The sequence below is a fragment of the Variovorax endophyticus genome, assembly GCF_025376855.1.
Classification (GTDB): domain Bacteria; phylum Pseudomonadota; class Gammaproteobacteria; order Burkholderiales; family Burkholderiaceae_C; genus Variovorax.
Genome location: NZ_JAHUTH010000014.1, coordinates 1 through 15,495 on the forward strand (window position 1 = coordinate 1; position 15,495 = coordinate 15,495).

Below are 15,495 nucleotides of genomic sequence, written 5' to 3' on the forward strand. Positions count from 1 at the left end.
CTACAGCACCATCGTGCGCAACTTCGAGGGCAACGGCATCCACAACATCGCCGTGCAGCGCCATGAACGGCTCAAGGCCATGCCCCAGGTCGGCACGACGGGCGAGCAGGGCTACGCGGAGATGGACGACAACGAGCAGCTCGTGACCCTGTCGGCGCCCGCGGGCACGCCGGCACCGGTGATCGCCAAGCTCGAGTCCGCGCTGCAGACCACGATGAAGGACCCCGAGATCGTGAAGAAGCTCAACGACCTCGACGTGCAGCCCACCTTCGTGGGCTCCGCCGAGGCGCGCAAGTGGCTCGAGAAGGACGTCACCAAGTTCAGCAAGGTGATCAAGGCAGCCGGCCTGGCCGTGCAGCAGTAACGAGGAAGGATGACGAGGCCGCATCCGATGCGGCCCCGAACGGACATGCAGCAAACGACCACCGACACCCCCTCGCAGGCCGACGCGCTCCTGCGGGTTCAGGTGAGCGCCATGCGCCTGGAATCGCCCGACGTGCTCAGCATGGAGCTGAGCGGCGTCGATGGCCTGGCACTCCCTCCGGCGTCACCGGGCTCCCACGTCGACGTGCGCCTGCGCGACGGACTGACCCGTCCTTACTCCGTCGTGCGTGGCGACGAAGGCATCTACGTGCTGGCCGTGAAGCGCGAGCCATCCGGCCAGGGTGGATCCGCCCATGTGCACGAGCGGCTTCGTGTCGGCGACGTGATCCGGGTCTCGGCGCCGCGCAATCATTTCGCCCTGGCCGACGACACGGGTCCCGCCGTGCTGATCGCGGGAGGCATCGGCATCACGCCGCTGCTTCCGATGGCGCGTGCGCTCGAGCGCGCGGGCCGTTCCTGGCGCCTGCACTATGCCGCGCGCGGTACCGCGGCGGCCCCTTTCGTGCGCGAGCTTCGACAACTGGGCGACCGGGTCTGCCTGCACGACAGCGAGACCGCCGGACGCCTCGACCTGGCCGCGCTCGTGGCGAAGGCGGAGCCCGGAGCGCATTTCTATTGCTGCGGTCCCGCGGGCATGCTGGATGCCTTCGCCGAGGCGACGCGGGATCTCGATCCGGCGCGCGTGCATATGGAACGCTTCGGCGCCGCCGCACCGCCCGCGGATGCGGGCAGCTTCGAGGTCCGGCTCGCGAAGAGCAATCGACGCGTGCTCGTGAAACCGGACATGAGCACCCTCGACGCATTGCTCGAGGCCGGCGTGGACGTGGACTACTCCTGCCGACAGGGCATCTGCGGTGCCTGTGAAGTCCGCGTGCTGGAGGGCATCCCGGACCATCGGGACGAGATCCTGACCGAAGCAGAGCGGGCGAGCAACAGAACAATGATGGTCTGCTGCTCGCGAGCATGCAGTCCGACACTGGTACTCGACCTCTAACCGCCAGCCGTTTCGGCCGCCGTTACAACAAGCAGCTAGCCCACGCTGAATCACCTGTCGGTCTGATCACCGGTCGACGGAATCAAATTTGAACCAAAGGAACTGCAATGTCGATCGAGAGTCGGCGCTAGAAAAAGTCGAAGAAACGGCGCAGATCGGATCGGTCTGTCGAGGCCGGCCTCCTCGAAATACATCGTGATTTTTTGACCATTGGGGTCGGCCAGTAGTAGAAATCGATCATTGCCTGGTCCTAGGTTGAACGCGTTCGTTGCCTTCCAGCAGGGTCATCACCGGCCGCACCAGCCCTCGGAGCAGTTCCGGCTCGGGTCGGGAGCGCGCGAGAACGCGCAAGCCCATCAGCACGCTGAGCAACATGCGGGCAAGGTCCACTGCTGGCACGCCCGAATTGATCGTCCTTAGCGCCTGCCCCGCCCTCACGCAGCGAAGAAAGAAGCCCTCCATGTCGCGCAGGACGTCGGCCAGGACGGCCTGGAACTCCGGGTCGTGCGGTGCGAGTTCGAGCGCCGAATTCACGATCAGGCAGCCCTTTCGTTGCGGATCGGCGAGCGACAGCTCGATGATCTCGTCGTAGAAGGCGGCGATCGCGTCTAGCGGTGCGAGCTGCGACTCGAAGCGCCTCACACGGTCACAGAAGCCTCGCTCAACATAGTGATCGAGTGCGCGCCGATAGAGAGTGCGCTTGTCGCCGAATGCGTTGTAAAGGCTCGGACCGGAGATGCCCATCGCATCGGCCAAGTCGCGCACGGAGGTTGCTTCGTAGCCTCGCGACCAGAAGCACTGGATGGCCACGTCGAGCGCGGCGGATTCATCGAATTCGCGAGGACGTGCCATAAGCAAGCAGCAGGTTTCGTGTTCGTGATGGAAAGGTATGCGTCGAGGATCGGGCTTCGTAGGCGGCAAGCACCATGTCGCGCCGATGCCCTCACAGTGCGCTGTGATCCTTTACAGACTCCTCCAGCGCAGCCTTGAGCGAAAGAAACCGTGCGTCGACCGCTGCAGGGTCGTCGCGATTGAGCGCGATCATCTTCGCGCGGGCCTCGCCGCCTCGCACGACCTCGAGCGCGTTCGACATCATGCCCTCGACGATGGCGTCGGCCACGGCCGAGGCGGGTTCGCGCGAGAAGCCCAGCTCGGGACCTGCGCGGTTGGTCTTCATCATCGGTGTGTCGGTTCCGCCCGGGTAGGCCGTCAGAACGTGGATTCGTTCGCCCTTGAGTTCGCGCCGCATGGCTTCGCCGAAACGCGCCAAGCCGGATTTCACCGCTGCATAGGTGGCATAGAACGGCGCACCGACGAGTGCGATGCCCGAGGCGACGTTCACGACCATCGCGTCGCCGCTCGCGCGCAGCGCCGGCATCGCCGCGCGCGTGAGCAGGATGGGCGCCAGCAGGTCCACGGTGACCATCGCCTCGATGTCGGCCTCGGCGGTATTCTCCAGCCGTCCGGCACGAACGCCACCGGCGTTGTTCACGAGGATGTCCAGTCCACCGAGGGCTGCCAGCGCCTGGGCCAGCGTGGCCTCTCGCCCCTGGGGCGTGGCGACATCCGCGCATCCGCCGCTCGCCGAACCGAGGACGCCAAGTGCCTTGTCGAGCGCTTCGCGACGCCGGCCGGTGATGAATACACGAGCGCCCTGGGCAAGCAGCGCCTGCGAAAGGGCCAGGCCAATTCCGCTCGAACCGCCGGTGACGAGCACGCGCTTGTTCTTTAATTCCATTTCAATGCTCCGATGGTTCTTCAGGCGTTGGCCGGATAGTTGGACGGGAACAGTGCCCGCTTGGTCTCGTCGTCGTTCACGGACTTGAAGACATGGCTCTTGGACAGTGCACGCGCACGTGCCACCGCAGACCGGGCATCCACGCTCGCGAACCAGCGCTTGAGCGCGGGATAGGCCGCGAGCGGATCTTCCGGCGTCTTGAGGACGCGGGAAGCCCGGTCGATCCAGCCCCACGCTGAGATGTCCGCGATGGTGAAGCCGTTACCGACGATATAGTCGCGCCCCGCGAGATGGTCTTCCAGCACCTGGTAGTGCCGCTGTGCTTCGCGTCGATACCGGTTCACCGCGTAGTCCAGCCCCTCGGGCGCCGCATGCTGAAAGTGCACTGCCTGTCCCGAGAACGGTCCGAGTCCCGACGCGATGAACATCAGCCACGACAGCAATTCCGGCCGATCCTCGGGTGCACCAAGCAACTGGCCGCTCTTTTCTGCGAGGTAGATCAGGATCGCCGTCGAATCGAAGACGCGAGCCTCTCTGCCGCCGGGCCCTTGCGTATCGACGATCGCCGGCACCTTTCCATTCGGGTTGATGGCCCGGAAGGCCGCGGCATGCTGCTCGCCCTTGCTGGTGTCCACCGGGATCGCCTCGTAGGCAAGGCCGGTCTCCTCGAGAAGGAGCGCGACTTTCGCGGGATTGGGAGTGGGATGGAAGTAGAAACGGATCATGCGGGACGGTCTCCTTGGATGGGTGTGGCGGGTGGGGGGCCCAGAGAAGCCGGGGCATTCGAACGCGCTGGGCGAGCGGCCAGGAAGACGCCTGCAACCACCGCAGCCATCGCAATGCATTCCGCGATCGAAGGAAGCTCCCCGAGGACGGGGATGCCGAGCAGCAGTGCCGACACCGGTATCAGGGCGATGAGCGCCGTGGCGGCGGAGGGACCGAGCAGCGCCACGGAGCGGTTGAAGGACACGAGCGCCACGCCGCTCATGAGGATGCCCTGGTAGAAGGCCTGAAGCGCGATCTCGGGCCACGAGGCCAGCGCCAGCCGGCTGAGGCCGCACAGCAGATACACAGGAATGAAGACGAGCGCGGACCACACGCAGATCAGCGCCGCCGACTGGACCGCAGAAAGGCTGCTGCGGCGGAAAAGCACCGTATAGATGGCCCACATCGAGGCAGCGCACACCAGCGCGACGATACCGGCCGGACTGGGCGCGCCGGAGGCCGTGCCCCCGAAAGCCAGCATACAGGCAAGGCCCGCCACGATCGACGCGTAGCCCCAAAGGCGGACTTGGTCCGGCTTTTCCTTCAAGAACGACCACGCCAGCAAGCCGGCGAACACCGGCATGAGAGTCGGCGCGACCGCAGCCGCCTGCGCCGCCGATGTTTGCTGCAGGCCGAGAGCGACTAGCAACACGAAAGGCACACCCCACAGGAAGGCGTACAGAAGACCCTCGCGCCATCGGGCAGCCGGCAACTGTCGTCCACGCAGCAAAAGCGAAGGCGCCAGCACGAGCGCGCCGATGCCGTACCGCAAGGCGGTGACATCCCACAGGCGGAGTTCGCGCGTCACGCTGAATCGCGTCACGACGAACCAGCCGGAGAAAATCGCGACCGTCAGAGCCGCCCACATCAAACCCATCAACAGTGGTCGCGACGCGCGTGTCGACACTGCATCTGTTGACCCTGTTCGCGGCAACAGGGCCTGATTGTCTGGCTTGCCATTCACTTTGACCGCACCCCTCGCAGCGAGTTCGTGAGGTATTCGGAAGTGAGACGATGTCGATAGCCGATACCTACCAAGGCCATCGCGATCCGCCGGCCGCCCGCGACGACGTAAGTGGCCGGCAAAGGCAACTCCCAGCCTTCATCGCTCTTGATGTCCGACAACGCCTTGTTGCTGGGGCGCAGAGCATCATGCAAGAGCTCGGAAAGCGTACGAACAATTGCAACGCTTCGTGCGACAGCATTGCCGATGTCGCTCAACACGTCGAACCCGATCGCGTTGCACCAGCCCGCCGACAAAGAGCCATCGAGGCGTTGAGGCGAGATGGCTAGCAAGCGCGCGCCGAAAAGCAGCAGGTTAGGCGGCCGCACTCGGAGTGCGCGCAACTGCCGCTTGCAGTTGGGACAACATCCGCGGCGGTAGAAGGTAACCACGGCGGGATCGCTCTGGAGGACTTCGACCAACCAGATTAATCGACCACCATGATTCGCGAGCGTGACTTTCGGCGCCCGAACACTCTCACCGAGCATGGCGTCATACGTGAAGCTCGCGCGCAGTTGCTCGATGCTGGCTTCATAGAGCGCAGCGCGCCCTGGGGGCGCGCTCCACGAGAACGCCTCTCGACGTGCGCGGGGCTGGAGTTCGGTGGCGAACATGAGTACTTGCTGGCATCGCTACCTGAGGGAGCGCATGCGTGAATGCAGAGCGAAGATTTTGTATCGAGTGCTCTAATACTACTCGAAAAGCTCACCAATGCAAATCGGTATACCTTGGAGCGCGACTTGTTGATTTCCATGGAGTCCTGCCCCCAACTGGCGGATGATCGGGCATATGCGGCCCAAGTTGGCCAGCGTCGCGCGCAGAGCAACCTTTCAGGCGTGTGCACCGAGTGGGTCAAAGCGCAAGTGGACTGCTCCCGGTCCGGTAGACAAACCCCTGCCTCAAGCCGAGGCGCGTTCGAACGCCTCGGGGCTGATGCCGCCCAGATGGCTGTGGCGGCGGGTTCGGTTGTAGAACGCCTCGATGTAGTCGAAGACATCGGCGCGCGCTAGATCCCGGGTCTTGTAGATGCGCTCCTTTTTCAGGCTGCTGAAGAAGGACTCGGCGATGGCATTGTCCCAGCAGTTGCCCCGTCGGCTCATGCTCGGCTCGAGGTTGTGGGCTGCGCAGAAGCGCTTGAAGTCGTCGCTTCCATATTGGCTGCCCTGGTCGCTATGCACCAGGACCCGTTGCTGCGGTTTGCGGCGCCACACAGCCATCAGCAATGCGTCCAGTGCCAGCTCCCTGCCCAGCGTCGGCTTCATGGACCATCCCACGACCTTTCGGGCGTAGAGGTCCAGCACCACCGCCAGATACAGCCAGCCTTGCCAGGTCCGGATGTAGGTGATGTCGGTGACCCGCACCTTGTTGGGCACATCGACCATGAACTCGCGCTGCAGATGGTTGAGCGCGATGATGGACGGGCGACCGGCAATGGCGCGGGGCTTTTTGTAGCCTCGTATGGCTTTGATTTTGTGGCGCTGCATGAGTCGCTCCACACGATGCAGGCCACAGCTCTCACCGGCTTCGCGGAGGTCGCCAAAGACGCGACGAGCACCATAGACACCATGGCTGGCGGCGTATGAGTGGCGGATGAGTTCCAGCAGCCGCTTATCGTCCTTGGCCCGGTCAGACACGGGGCATTGCAACCACGCATAAAAACCAGCCCGTGCCACCTGCAGAACCCGGCACATCATGGCCAGCGGGTATTCATGACGGTGCTAGTTCATGAAGCGGTACTTCACTCGGGCTCCCTGGCAAAGTACCGCGCGGCTTTTTTTAGCAGGTCACGCTCCTCTTCGACTCGACGCATTTTGCGCGCGTAGCCGAAGGATCTCGCTCTTGGGTTCCAGCAGTTCCTTGGACTGTTGTTCAGATTTATCCGGCGCAACCGCCTTGACCCACTTGTACAGGCTATGGGCCGAGACGCCTAAGCGCGCTGCGACATCTGGCACTGAGGACCCGCGCTCGATGAACTGCTTGACCGCCTCTTCCTTGAATTCCGGCGTAACCTCTGGGTGCTCATGGCACTCCCTCCTATGCTCAAAGGATAGGCGGGGTTTGTCTATCGGACCAGGGGCAGTCCAGTCTTTGAAACCGGCAGCAGCCCAACCCCTTGTGCTGTACTCGGAGGCACGCGCAAACCGAAGCGCGAGCCTTGGATTCCCTCAGGACTCGCCTACGCCAAAAGCGGTCGTGGCGAACCGCCCCGGCGCCAGCAGCGCCGTGGGAGCGCGCTACGTCGCTCAGGCCAAGACCTGCCCGAACTGGCGAAGCTGTCGCACGAAAGGCCCGACAGCCTGAGCTTCTGCACGACGGGCGTCAGCGGGCTGAACCACCTCCCGCTCGAGATGTTCAAGAGCCTGGTGGTCAAGATGAAGACCGGGACCGCGCTCAACGTGATCCACCTCCCCTACAACGGCGTGGCACAAGCCCTCACCGCGCTGAAGGCCGGCGAGGTGCAGGCCTGCGCGCTGCCCTACAGCACCTTTGAACTGCATCTTCTTTCATCCGGAAGTCCTTTTCGTTTGCTCACAAGTGAGTGGGAGGTGAACGGCAATGGTTGCCCAGACATGCGCGAAGGATCGCAAACACCGCAGCAGGGCCTCGCGGCGCAGTGACATTTGGGAACGTTCTTCACCGTCGCGATGTGCGCAGTATCGGGTCGCCGTCCGTTGGAAGCGCATCAGGGCGATCCCCGCCCTCTGGAGTTGACAAAATGATTCTCTCGCGAGCCGTCTTCAAGCTTGCCGCCGCAGGCCTTGTTGCCGCCGGCGCCCTGACCGTCGCCGCAACGGCCAACGCCGGCACCAGTTGGTCCGTTGGCATCAACGTCCCCGGCGTGGTCGTGAGCGAGCCGGCCCCCGCCTATACCTATCCGGCGCCGACCTACTACCAGGCTCCGCGGCCGGTCTACTCTGTTCCGCCGCCCGTCTACTACGACCCGGCCGCGCGCTGGGAGGAACGTCGCGCCGAACGCTGGGAAGAGCGCCGTGCCGAGCGTCGCGAATGGCGCCGCCGCCAGTGGGAGCGCGAGCAGTACCGCCGCTACTACGAGGATCGCGACTGAGGCCGGCGGCCTCGCGTGCAGGGCCGCATCCTCGGCACCTGCGCTTCAGCCCTGCGCGGGCAACGGCTTCGTGAGCGCTGCGGGCGCAACCTGTCGACCGACCAGCCCGCCCACCGCCAGCAGCGCGAGCACGTAGGGCAAGGCGATCAGCAAGGCGCTGGGCACCTCGATGCCCATCGCAGGAAGCTGGAACTGCAGCGCAGTGGCGGCTCCGAAGAGACAGCAGGCCATCACGGTCCGGCCGAGGCGCCAGTTGCCGAAGATCACCGCCGCGATCGCCAGGTAGCCGGCGCCGCCGGTCATGCCTTCCGTGAAGGTGTGGATGTCACCGATCGACAGGAAGCAGCCCGCCAGCGCGGACATGAAGCCGGTGAACAGCACAGCGCCGTACCGGATGCGGCTCACCTTCAACCCCGAATGGCTCGCCGCCTGCGGCGACGTGCCCGCAGCATGGATCGCCAGGCCGAGCGCAGTGGCGCGCATCACCCAGCCCACCAACACGATCAGCACGATGGCGGCATAGAGCAGCCATGCCTGCCGGAAGACCTGCTCGCCCAGGTGCGGGATCTCCGACAGGCCGGGTGGCGCCCACTTGTCCAGGCCCGGGATCTCGGCGCGCGAGCGGCTGCCGAAGATCGCCCGGTAACCCAGGGTGGTCGCGCCGAGCACCAGGATGTTGATGCCGATGCCGGTGACGATCTGGTTGGCGCGCAGCGTGATGCTCAGAAAGGCCTGCAGCCACGCGATGGGCAGCACGCACAGCACGCCGCAGAGCAGGCCGAGCAACGGCGAGCCGGTGGCCCACGAGGCGGTGGCGCCTGCAAAGGCGCCGGCCAGCATGAGGCCCTCCACGCTCATGTTGAGCACGCCGGCCCGTTCGCTCACGAGCTCTCCGGTGGCGGCGAGCAGCAGCGGCGCGGCGAGCCGGATGCTCGAGCCGACGAAGACGGCGGCCAGTTCGGGATCGATCATTTGCGTCGCGCCTCCATGCGCTGGATGCCGATGGCTGCCCCGGCGAGCGTCACGATGATGAGACCCTGGATCACCACGACCAGGGCGGTGGGCACTTGCGCCACCATTTCCATGTTGATCCCGCCCGAACGCAGGAAGCCGAAGAGCAGCGAGCCCGCAACCACGCCGGTCGCGCTGCCGCGTGCGAGCAGGCCCACCACCAGGCCGTCGAAGCCGTAGCCCGACGAGAAACCGGCCTTGAGCGTGTACTGCTCGCCCTGCAGCATGAAGGCGCCGGCAAGTCCGCCGAAGGCGCCGGCTGCGCAGAGCGCGCCGATGGCGAGGCGGTCGATGGGCATGCCGGCGCGGCGAGCCGCGCGCGGGTTCAGGCCGGTCGCGCGCAGCTGCAGTCCCGTCACCGTGCGGTTGAGCAGCAGCGCCACCGCCACCGCCAGCACCACCCCGATCACCAGGCCGACATGCAGCGGCGTGCCTGCATCGCCGGTGAGCAGCGGCAGCTGGGTCGCCACCGGAATCTCCAGCGACTCGGGCAGCGTCGCGCTGCTCGTCATCGGCCGGCGCAGCAGGTGCTCGGACTGCACGCTGCCGTACACCATCCAGATGGCGATGAAGGAAAGCAGCAAGGTCGCGATGACCTCGTTGGTGCCCATCTTGACGCGCAGGACGCCGGCGATGCCGCCCCAGAACGCGCCCGCCGCGCAGGCGCCGAGCATCGGAACGATGAAGGCCAGCCCCCACGGCAGCTGCGCCACTGGTGGCCACAGCGCGAGCGCCGTGGCCGTGATGCCGCCGACGGCAATCTGCCCTTCTCCGCCCACGTTCGTGAGGTTCGCGCGCTCGGCCAGGATGAAACCCAAGCCGACCAGCATGAGCACCAGCGCACGGTTGATCGAGGCGGCCAGCGCATAGGAAGAGCCCCAGGCGCCGTCCGCGAACGCGGCGAGCGCATCGCCCACGGGCACGCCGAGCGCGGCGATCAGCAAGGCACCGACGCCAAAGGCCAGCAGCACGGCGGCTGCCGAAACCTGCAGCGCAGGGGTCGGCCTGAGCCGCGACCAAGCAAGTACAGGACCGCTCATGAGGCGACCTCCTCTGCAACATCTTCCTTGTCACGGTGCCCGGCCATCCAGGCACCGATGCGCGCGCGGTCCGCGTCCGCCGTGGGGCATGCGCCCATCACCCGGCCCCGGTAGAGCACCAGCACGCGGTCGGCGACGCTCAGCAGTTCGTCGAGCTCCGACGAGATGAGCAGCACGCCGACCCCGCGGTCCGCGGCGGCCCGGATGTGGCCGTAGACGGCCTCGACCGCGCCGACATCCAGGCCGCGCGTGGGCTGCGCCGCCAGCAGGAAGCGCAGGCCCTCGAGCGTGAGCTCGCGCGCGAGCACCGCCTTCTGCTGGTTGCCGCCCGAAAGGCCTCCGAACGGCACGTCGGGGCTGGCAGCGCGCACGTCGTAGCGCTGCATGAGGTCGAGCGCCTCGCGGCGCATGGCCGCGCGGTCGAGGAGGCCGAAGCGCCGGAACCGGTCCAGGCGGTCGAGCATGATGTTCTCTGCGACGTTCATGCCTGTCACGCAGGCCAGCGCATGCCGGTCTTCGGGCACCACGCCGCAGCCCGCAGCGCTGAGCTGGCGCGGCGTGACGCGCGTCATGTCCTCGCCGCAGACGAAATAGCGCCCTTCGGTGGGACGCAGCATTCCCGAAAGCACCGCGCCCAGCTCGCTCTGGCCATTGCCCTCGACGCCGGCGATGGCCACGATCTCGCCCGGCTCCACCAGCAGGGTAAAGTTGTCCAGGCGCACCACGCCATCGGCGTCGCGCACGGAGAGGCCGTCGGCCAGCAGCGCCGCCTCGCGCGCCGGGCTGCCCGGTGCCGGCCGGAATGCACGAGACCCCCGTACCGGCGTGGCGGCAGGCGCCTGCAGGTCGCGCTGGATCATCGCGCGCACCAGCGCGTCGATGTCCTGTGCGGGCGCGTCCGAGCGCGCCACCACGCGGCCGCCGCGCAGGACGGTCGCACGCCGCGCAACGCGCTGGATCTCGGCCAGCTTGTGGGTGACCAGCACGACGCCGCAGCCCTGCTGCGCCACGCGCGTACACACCGAGAGCAATGCCTCGATCTCCTGCGGCAGCAACACGGCGGTCGGTTCGTCGAGCACCAGCAGGCGCGGCTCGCGCACCAGGCACTTCACGATTTCCACGCGCTGGCGCTCGCCCACCGACAGGTCCTGCACCTTCGCATGCGGATCGAGCGCGAGCCCGTAGCGCTCCCGCATCGCGGCGATACGCGCCGCGCCGGCCTTGCGGTCGAGCACGCCGCGCACCTGGCCGAGCAGCAGGTTGTCGAGCACCGTCATGTCGGGCACGAGGCTGAAGTGCTGGTGGACCATCGCGATGCCGTGCGAAAGGGCATCCGCCGGCGAGCGCGGGCGAAACGCTCCGCCGGCCAGCGTCATCTCGCCCGCGTCCGCGGCGTGCACGCCGAAGATGAGATTGCACAGCGTGGACTTGCCGGCGCCGTTCTCGCCCAGCAGGCAGTGGACCTCGCCGGGATGGAGCGCCAGCGAGACGTCCTGCAGCGCCTGCAGCGCGCCGAAGCGCTTGGACAGCCCCTCCAGCTTCAGCAGCGGCGCGGCGGCCGGCGTTGCGGCGAACCCCGGGCCGCCGTCGCTGATGCCGTCACCGAGGCCGATGGCGTGGCGCTCGCGCATCAACCCTCCAGCACCCTGATCTTGCCGGACAGGATGTCCTTCTTGATCTGCTCGAGCTTGGCCTTCTGTTCGTCGGTCGCCCCGCAGATGACCATGTCCGATGCGTTCGGCCCCATGGCCAGTCCGAAGGGCTTGTAGCCGGCCTTCCAGGTACCGCCGACGGCCTCCTTGATGGCGTACTGCACCTGATAGCCGACGCCGGTGATGCTGTAGGCGGGATAGAGCGGATCGGTGCCGCAGCGGTTGGTGTAGCTGCCGACGATCTTCGTGCCCTTCTCCTTGGCCGCCTGTTCCATGCCGCGCAGGCCGAGGTTCAGGATGTGATAGTGCACATCGGCGCCCTGCGCGATGGCCGCCAGCGTGGCTTCCTTGGCCTTGGCCACGTTGTCGAAGTCGCCGGTGTAGTTCTCGAAGTACTTGATGCCGGGCTTGATGTACCTGGCGCCGTTGCCGAACTCCTTGCCGGCGTTGACGATGGAAGGGATCTCCATGCCGCCCACGTAGCTCACGGCCCCGTTCTTCGAGAGCATCGCGGCGGCGGCGCCCGCGACGAAGGCGATCTCGGCCTGCTTCACGTCGTAGCCGGCCACGTTGGCCGTCTCCTCGGCCTTGTTGCCGCCGACGATCGAGAAGTGCGTCTTGGGGAAGCGCTTGGCCACCTTGAGCACGGCGGCCTGGGTCTGGCCGCCGACGCCGATCACGAGCGCGTTCTTGCTGGCCAGGTTGGTCAGCGCCTGCTCCATGTCGGCGTAGTTGATGTTCTCGATCATCTGCACCTTGATCCTGGCGCCGTACTCCTTCTGTGCGGCCACGAGGCCGTCGTAGCCGGACTCCATCCATCCCTTGTCCGACTTGGATCCGGGAATGAGGATGCCGACCGCGATCGGATCGGCGGCCGAGGCCGGCAGGCTCAGCACGAGGGCGGTGAGGGCGGTGAAGGCGCTGACGCCTGCGAGGACGGCGGCGCGGCGGGAGGGAGACGGAATCTGCATGGCATGCCTTTCGCTAGTTGGGGGGTTAAGTAACTAATCAATTACTTACCGACAACGCATCGCAATAACAGTGCCAGTGAATTCGCCGACTTTTTGCCGCATATCGGTGCGGCGACCGCAACGAATGCACCAGCCTGCGGCGATGCGCCCTTCGCCCGCACACCACCGGAGCCTTTGATGAAACGCCACCCCTATCTTCCCGATGCCCGGCCCGACGGCGCCCTGGGCCTGGGCCAGCAGTACTACTGGGTCGCCAGCGAGCGCGAGGTCGATATGTCCGTGGAGCCGCCCGCGCCGCTGCGCGCCCGGGTGCAGGCGCAGCCGCAGAACGTGGTGCTCGACCTGCGCCGCACGGCCATCGTCATCATCGACCTGCAGAACGACTTCTGCACCGAGGGCGGATGGGTCGACCACATCGGCGGCAACTATGCGGCGGACCGCACGCCGATCGCCCCGCTGCAGAAGCTGCTGCCCGGGCTGCGCCGCGCCGGCGTGCCGGTCGTCTGGGTCAACTGGGGCAACCGCCCGGACCTGGCCAACATGCCGCCCAACCAGATCCATCTGTACAAGAACAGCGGCACGGGCGTCGGCCTGGGCGACCCGCTGCCCGGCGGCAAGGGCCACGTGCTGCAGAAGGACTCGTGGGCCGCGGCCATCGTGGACGAGCTCGCACCGCACGAAGGCGACTTTCTGGTCGACAAGCACCGCATCAGCGGCTTCTGGGACACGCCGCTGGACAGCATCCTGCGCAACCTCGGGGTGCGCAGCATCCTCTTCGCGGGCTGCAACACCGACCAGTGCGTGCTGCACACGCTCACCGACGCCAACTTCCTGGGCTACGGCTGCGTGATGCTGAGCGACTGCTGCGCCACGAGCTCGCCGGACTTCTGCACCGAGGCGACGATCTGGAACGTCAAGAAGTGCTTCGGCTTCGTGACCGACTCGGCCGCCGTGCTCGCGGCGCTGCCCGCCTGATGCACACGGAGACAGCGCACGGATCAGGCGGCTGGATGCCCGGCCCCCGCTGCGAGCGGCCCGCCACCGGCGTTGGCGCGCTGAATGGGGTGCGCCTGGGCGTGAAGGACCTCATCGACATCGCAGGCGCCGTCACCGGCGGCGGTAACCCGGACTGGGCCACAAGCCACGCGCCGGCCGTGCACGACGCGCCCTGCGTGGCCGCGCTGCGCGGCGCAGGCGCGCAGGTCGTCGGCAAGACGATCAGCGACGAACTCGCCTTCAGCCTGGAGGGCGAGAACGCCCACTACGGCGCGCCGCGCCATCCGCGCGACCCCGATCGGCTGCCCGGTGGGTCGTCCAGCGGCAGCGCCGCCGCGGTCGCATGGGCGGAGGTCGACCTGGCGCTGGGCACCGACACAGGCGGCTCGGTGCGCGTACCGGCGGCGTTCTGCGGGGTCGCCGCGATGCGGCCCACGCACGGCCGGATCCCGCTCGACGGGGTCCTGCCCTTCGCACCGAGCTACGACACGGTGGGGTGGTTCGCGCGCGATGCCGACCTGCTGCGCCGCGCCGGCCATGCGCTGCTCGGCATCGAAGCCCGCATCGGCAGCGACCGACCCGCGCCGCCCCTGCGCCTGTGCGTAGCCACGGACGCGCTGGCGCTGGCGGAGCCCGCGGTGCGCGAGCCGCTGGCCGCGTGGGCCCGTCTGATGCGCATCGACAGCGAGCGCAGCGCCTATGGCGGCAGCGACTGGCGAGACTGGTTCGAAGCCTATGCCGTGCTCCAGGGCCTGGAGATCCAGGCCCACGTCGGCCCGTGGATCCGGCGACAGCGGCCGCGCTTCGGCGCCGCCATCGCGCCGCGTTTCGAGGCGGCGCTGGCGCTCGATGCCGCACAGGGAATGCGCTGGAGCGACTGGCGCGCGCAGGCCGCCGCGCGGCTGGCGCAGAGGATGGACCCCGACGAGGCGTGGCTGATTCCCGCTGCACCCTGCTTCGCGCTGTCGCGCCGGGCCGATGCGGCTCAGCGCGGGGCCTTCTACGAGCGCGCACTGGCGCTCGGCGCGGTGGCCGGCCATGCGGGGCTGCCGCAGGTGGTGTTTGCGCTGCCGGCTGCCGAGGGCCTGCCGCCTTGCGCATCCTTCATCTCGGCCAGGGGCAATGACGAACGGCTGCTCGAACTTGCCGCGACACTAGCGCCTGCATCCCCATCCACACGATGAGCAAACTTTCCCCACGGCAGGCGCCGGCCCAGGAGACGATCGCGCGGCGCGACGCCGCACTCACGCGCGCGAAGCTCCTGGAAGCGGCGATCGACGAGTTCTCGAACGAGGGCTACAGCGGCGCGCGCACCGAACGCATCGCACGGCTCGCCGGCACGAACATCCGCATGCTGTACCACTACTTCGGGAGCAAGGACGACCTGTACGTCGCCGTGCTCGAGGCGGTGATGGCCGACCTGCGGCACGAAGAACTCCGGCTGGACCCGGAGGCCGAGGAGCCGCTGACCGGCCTGCTGCACATCGCCGATTTCGTGGACCACCACTTCGCGACGCACCCGCAGCTGCGCAAACTGCTGGCCTTCGAGAACCTCAACGAGGCACGGCATCTCGCGCGCTCGAACCGGATCCCGGAGATGTCGTCGCCGGTGATCGCGCTGATCCGCCGCCTGCTGGTGCGCGGGGTGGCGGCAGGCGTCGTGCGCAGTGGCATCGATGCGCTGCACCTCTACGTAGCGATGGTGAGCCTGTCGTACTACGGCCGCGCCCATGCGTTCACGCTGTCACGCATCTTCAACAAGGACCTGCAGGCCGCGGCCTGGCAGAAGGCGCACCAGAAGATGACCCGCCAGATGGTGGCGGCCTTCCTGACGCAGGCGCCATGAACGAACTTCCGCATGACTGCTTCCATGT

The 15,495-nt window shown here is 67.1% G+C and carries 16 protein-coding genes and 1 pseudogene; 7 read left to right on the forward strand and 10 right to left on the reverse strand.

Annotated features, from left to right (window positions below; translation table 11 throughout):
- Together KV106_RS18940 and KV106_RS18945 are read left to right on the forward strand one after the other, a co-directional pair.
- Positions 1 to 364: tripartite tricarboxylate transporter substrate-binding protein (locus KV106_RS18940; RefSeq protein ID WP_261211668.1), on the forward strand; the 364-nt coding region annotated here is incomplete at its 5' end.
- 45 nt (positions 365 to 409) lie between these two features.
- Complete coding sequence (locus KV106_RS18945; protein ID WP_261211669.1) at positions 410 to 1,378, forward strand: PDR/VanB family oxidoreductase; 969 nt, start codon at positions 410 to 412, stop codon at positions 1,376 to 1,378.
- 237 nt (positions 1,379 to 1,615) lie between these two features.
- Here the strand turns inward: KV106_RS18945 and KV106_RS18950 are convergent, their stop codons facing one another.
- The 6 genes and pseudogenes from KV106_RS18950 to KV106_RS18975 all read right to left on the reverse strand — a co-directional run bounded on the left by KV106_RS18950 (position 1,616) and on the right by KV106_RS18975 (position 6,950).
- Entirely contained in the window at positions 1,616 to 2,230 is a 615-nt protein-coding gene (locus tag KV106_RS18950; RefSeq protein ID WP_261211670.1) for a TetR/AcrR family transcriptional regulator, read from the reverse strand.
- A 91-nt stretch (positions 2,231 to 2,321) separates the two neighbouring features.
- Positions 2,322 to 3,116, reverse strand: coding sequence for an SDR family NAD(P)-dependent oxidoreductase (locus KV106_RS18955; RefSeq protein ID WP_261211672.1), 795 nt, complete (start codon positions 3,114 to 3,116; stop codon positions 2,322 to 2,324).
- 20 nt (positions 3,117 to 3,136) lie between these two features.
- Positions 3,137 to 3,841: a glutathione S-transferase family protein gene (locus KV106_RS18960; protein ID WP_261211674.1), complete on the reverse strand. Its 705-nt coding sequence runs from the start codon at positions 3,839 to 3,841 to the stop codon at positions 3,137 to 3,139.
- Positions 3,838 to 4,749 carry a DMT family transporter gene (locus KV106_RS18965; RefSeq protein ID WP_261211676.1) on the reverse strand — a complete coding sequence of 304 codons (912 nt, stop codon included), beginning with the start codon at positions 4,747 to 4,749 and terminating at the stop codon, positions 3,838 to 3,840. The genes KV106_RS18960 and KV106_RS18965 overlap by 4 nt, the downstream gene beginning before the upstream one ends.
- Before the next feature lie 92 nt (positions 4,750 to 4,841).
- A complete protein-coding gene (locus KV106_RS18970) occupies positions 4,842 to 5,498 on the reverse strand; it encodes a peroxiredoxin-like family protein (protein WP_261211678.1) in 657 nt (218 codons plus the stop codon).
- Between the two features lie 285 nt (positions 5,499 to 5,783).
- Positions 5,784 to 6,950, reverse strand: a pseudogene (locus KV106_RS18975) (IS3 family transposase).
- A gap of 198 nt (positions 6,951 to 7,148) precedes the next feature.
- On the opposite strand from KV106_RS18975, the gene KV106_RS18980 reads away from it, so the two are divergent.
- Complete coding sequence (locus KV106_RS18980; RefSeq protein WP_409976541.1) at positions 7,149 to 7,502, forward strand: tripartite tricarboxylate transporter substrate-binding protein; 354 nt, start codon at positions 7,149 to 7,151, stop codon at positions 7,500 to 7,502.
- 98 nt (positions 7,503 to 7,600) lie between these two features.
- Positions 7,601 to 7,951, forward strand: a complete 351-nt coding sequence (locus KV106_RS18985) for a hypothetical protein (RefSeq protein ID WP_261211680.1) — start codon at positions 7,601 to 7,603, stop codon at positions 7,949 to 7,951.
- A 45-nt stretch (positions 7,952 to 7,996) separates the two neighbouring features.
- Here the strand turns inward: KV106_RS18985 and KV106_RS18990 are convergent, their stop codons facing one another.
- The 4 genes from KV106_RS18990 to KV106_RS19005 are packed head-to-tail and all read right to left on the reverse strand — an operon-like array spanning position 7,997 to position 12,625.
- A complete protein-coding gene (locus tag KV106_RS18990; protein ID WP_186475809.1) occupies positions 7,997 to 8,923 on the reverse strand; it encodes an ABC transporter permease in 927 nt (308 codons plus the stop codon).
- Positions 8,920 to 10,002, reverse strand: a complete 1,083-nt coding sequence (locus KV106_RS18995; RefSeq protein ID WP_261211683.1) for an ABC transporter permease — start codon at positions 10,000 to 10,002, stop codon at positions 8,920 to 8,922. Before KV106_RS18995 ends, KV106_RS18990 begins: the two co-directional genes overlap by 4 nt.
- Positions 9,999 to 11,633 carry an ABC transporter ATP-binding protein gene (locus tag KV106_RS19000; RefSeq protein WP_261211684.1) on the reverse strand — a complete coding sequence of 545 codons (1,635 nt, stop codon included), beginning with the start codon at positions 11,631 to 11,633 and terminating at the stop codon, positions 9,999 to 10,001. The genes KV106_RS18995 and KV106_RS19000 overlap by 4 nt, the downstream gene beginning before the upstream one ends.
- Positions 11,633 to 12,625 (reverse strand): BMP family protein, encoded by a 993-nt coding sequence (locus tag KV106_RS19005; RefSeq protein ID WP_261211686.1) that lies wholly within the window; start codon positions 12,623 to 12,625, stop codon positions 11,633 to 11,635. The genes KV106_RS19000 and KV106_RS19005 overlap by 1 nt, the downstream gene beginning before the upstream one ends.
- Before the next feature lie 177 nt (positions 12,626 to 12,802).
- Between KV106_RS19005 and KV106_RS19010 the strand changes: the two genes are divergently transcribed.
- Genes KV106_RS19010 through KV106_RS19020 form a run of 3 tightly spaced genes read left to right on the forward strand, consistent with a single transcriptional unit; the run spans position 12,803 to position 15,467 of the window.
- Positions 12,803 to 13,600 carry a cysteine hydrolase family protein gene (locus KV106_RS19010; RefSeq protein WP_019657322.1) on the forward strand — a complete coding sequence of 266 codons (798 nt, stop codon included), beginning with the start codon at positions 12,803 to 12,805 and terminating at the stop codon, positions 13,598 to 13,600.
- 35 nt (positions 13,601 to 13,635) lie between these two features.
- Positions 13,636 to 14,805 carry an amidase gene (locus tag KV106_RS19015; RefSeq protein ID WP_261211690.1) on the forward strand — a complete coding sequence of 390 codons (1,170 nt, stop codon included), beginning with the start codon at positions 13,636 to 13,638 and terminating at the stop codon, positions 14,803 to 14,805.
- Positions 14,802 to 15,467 carry a TetR family transcriptional regulator gene (locus KV106_RS19020; RefSeq protein ID WP_261211692.1) on the forward strand — a complete coding sequence of 222 codons (666 nt, stop codon included), beginning with the start codon at positions 14,802 to 14,804 and terminating at the stop codon, positions 15,465 to 15,467. Before KV106_RS19015 ends, KV106_RS19020 begins: the two co-directional genes overlap by 4 nt.
- The last annotated feature ends 28 nt before the right edge of the window (positions 15,468 to 15,495 follow it).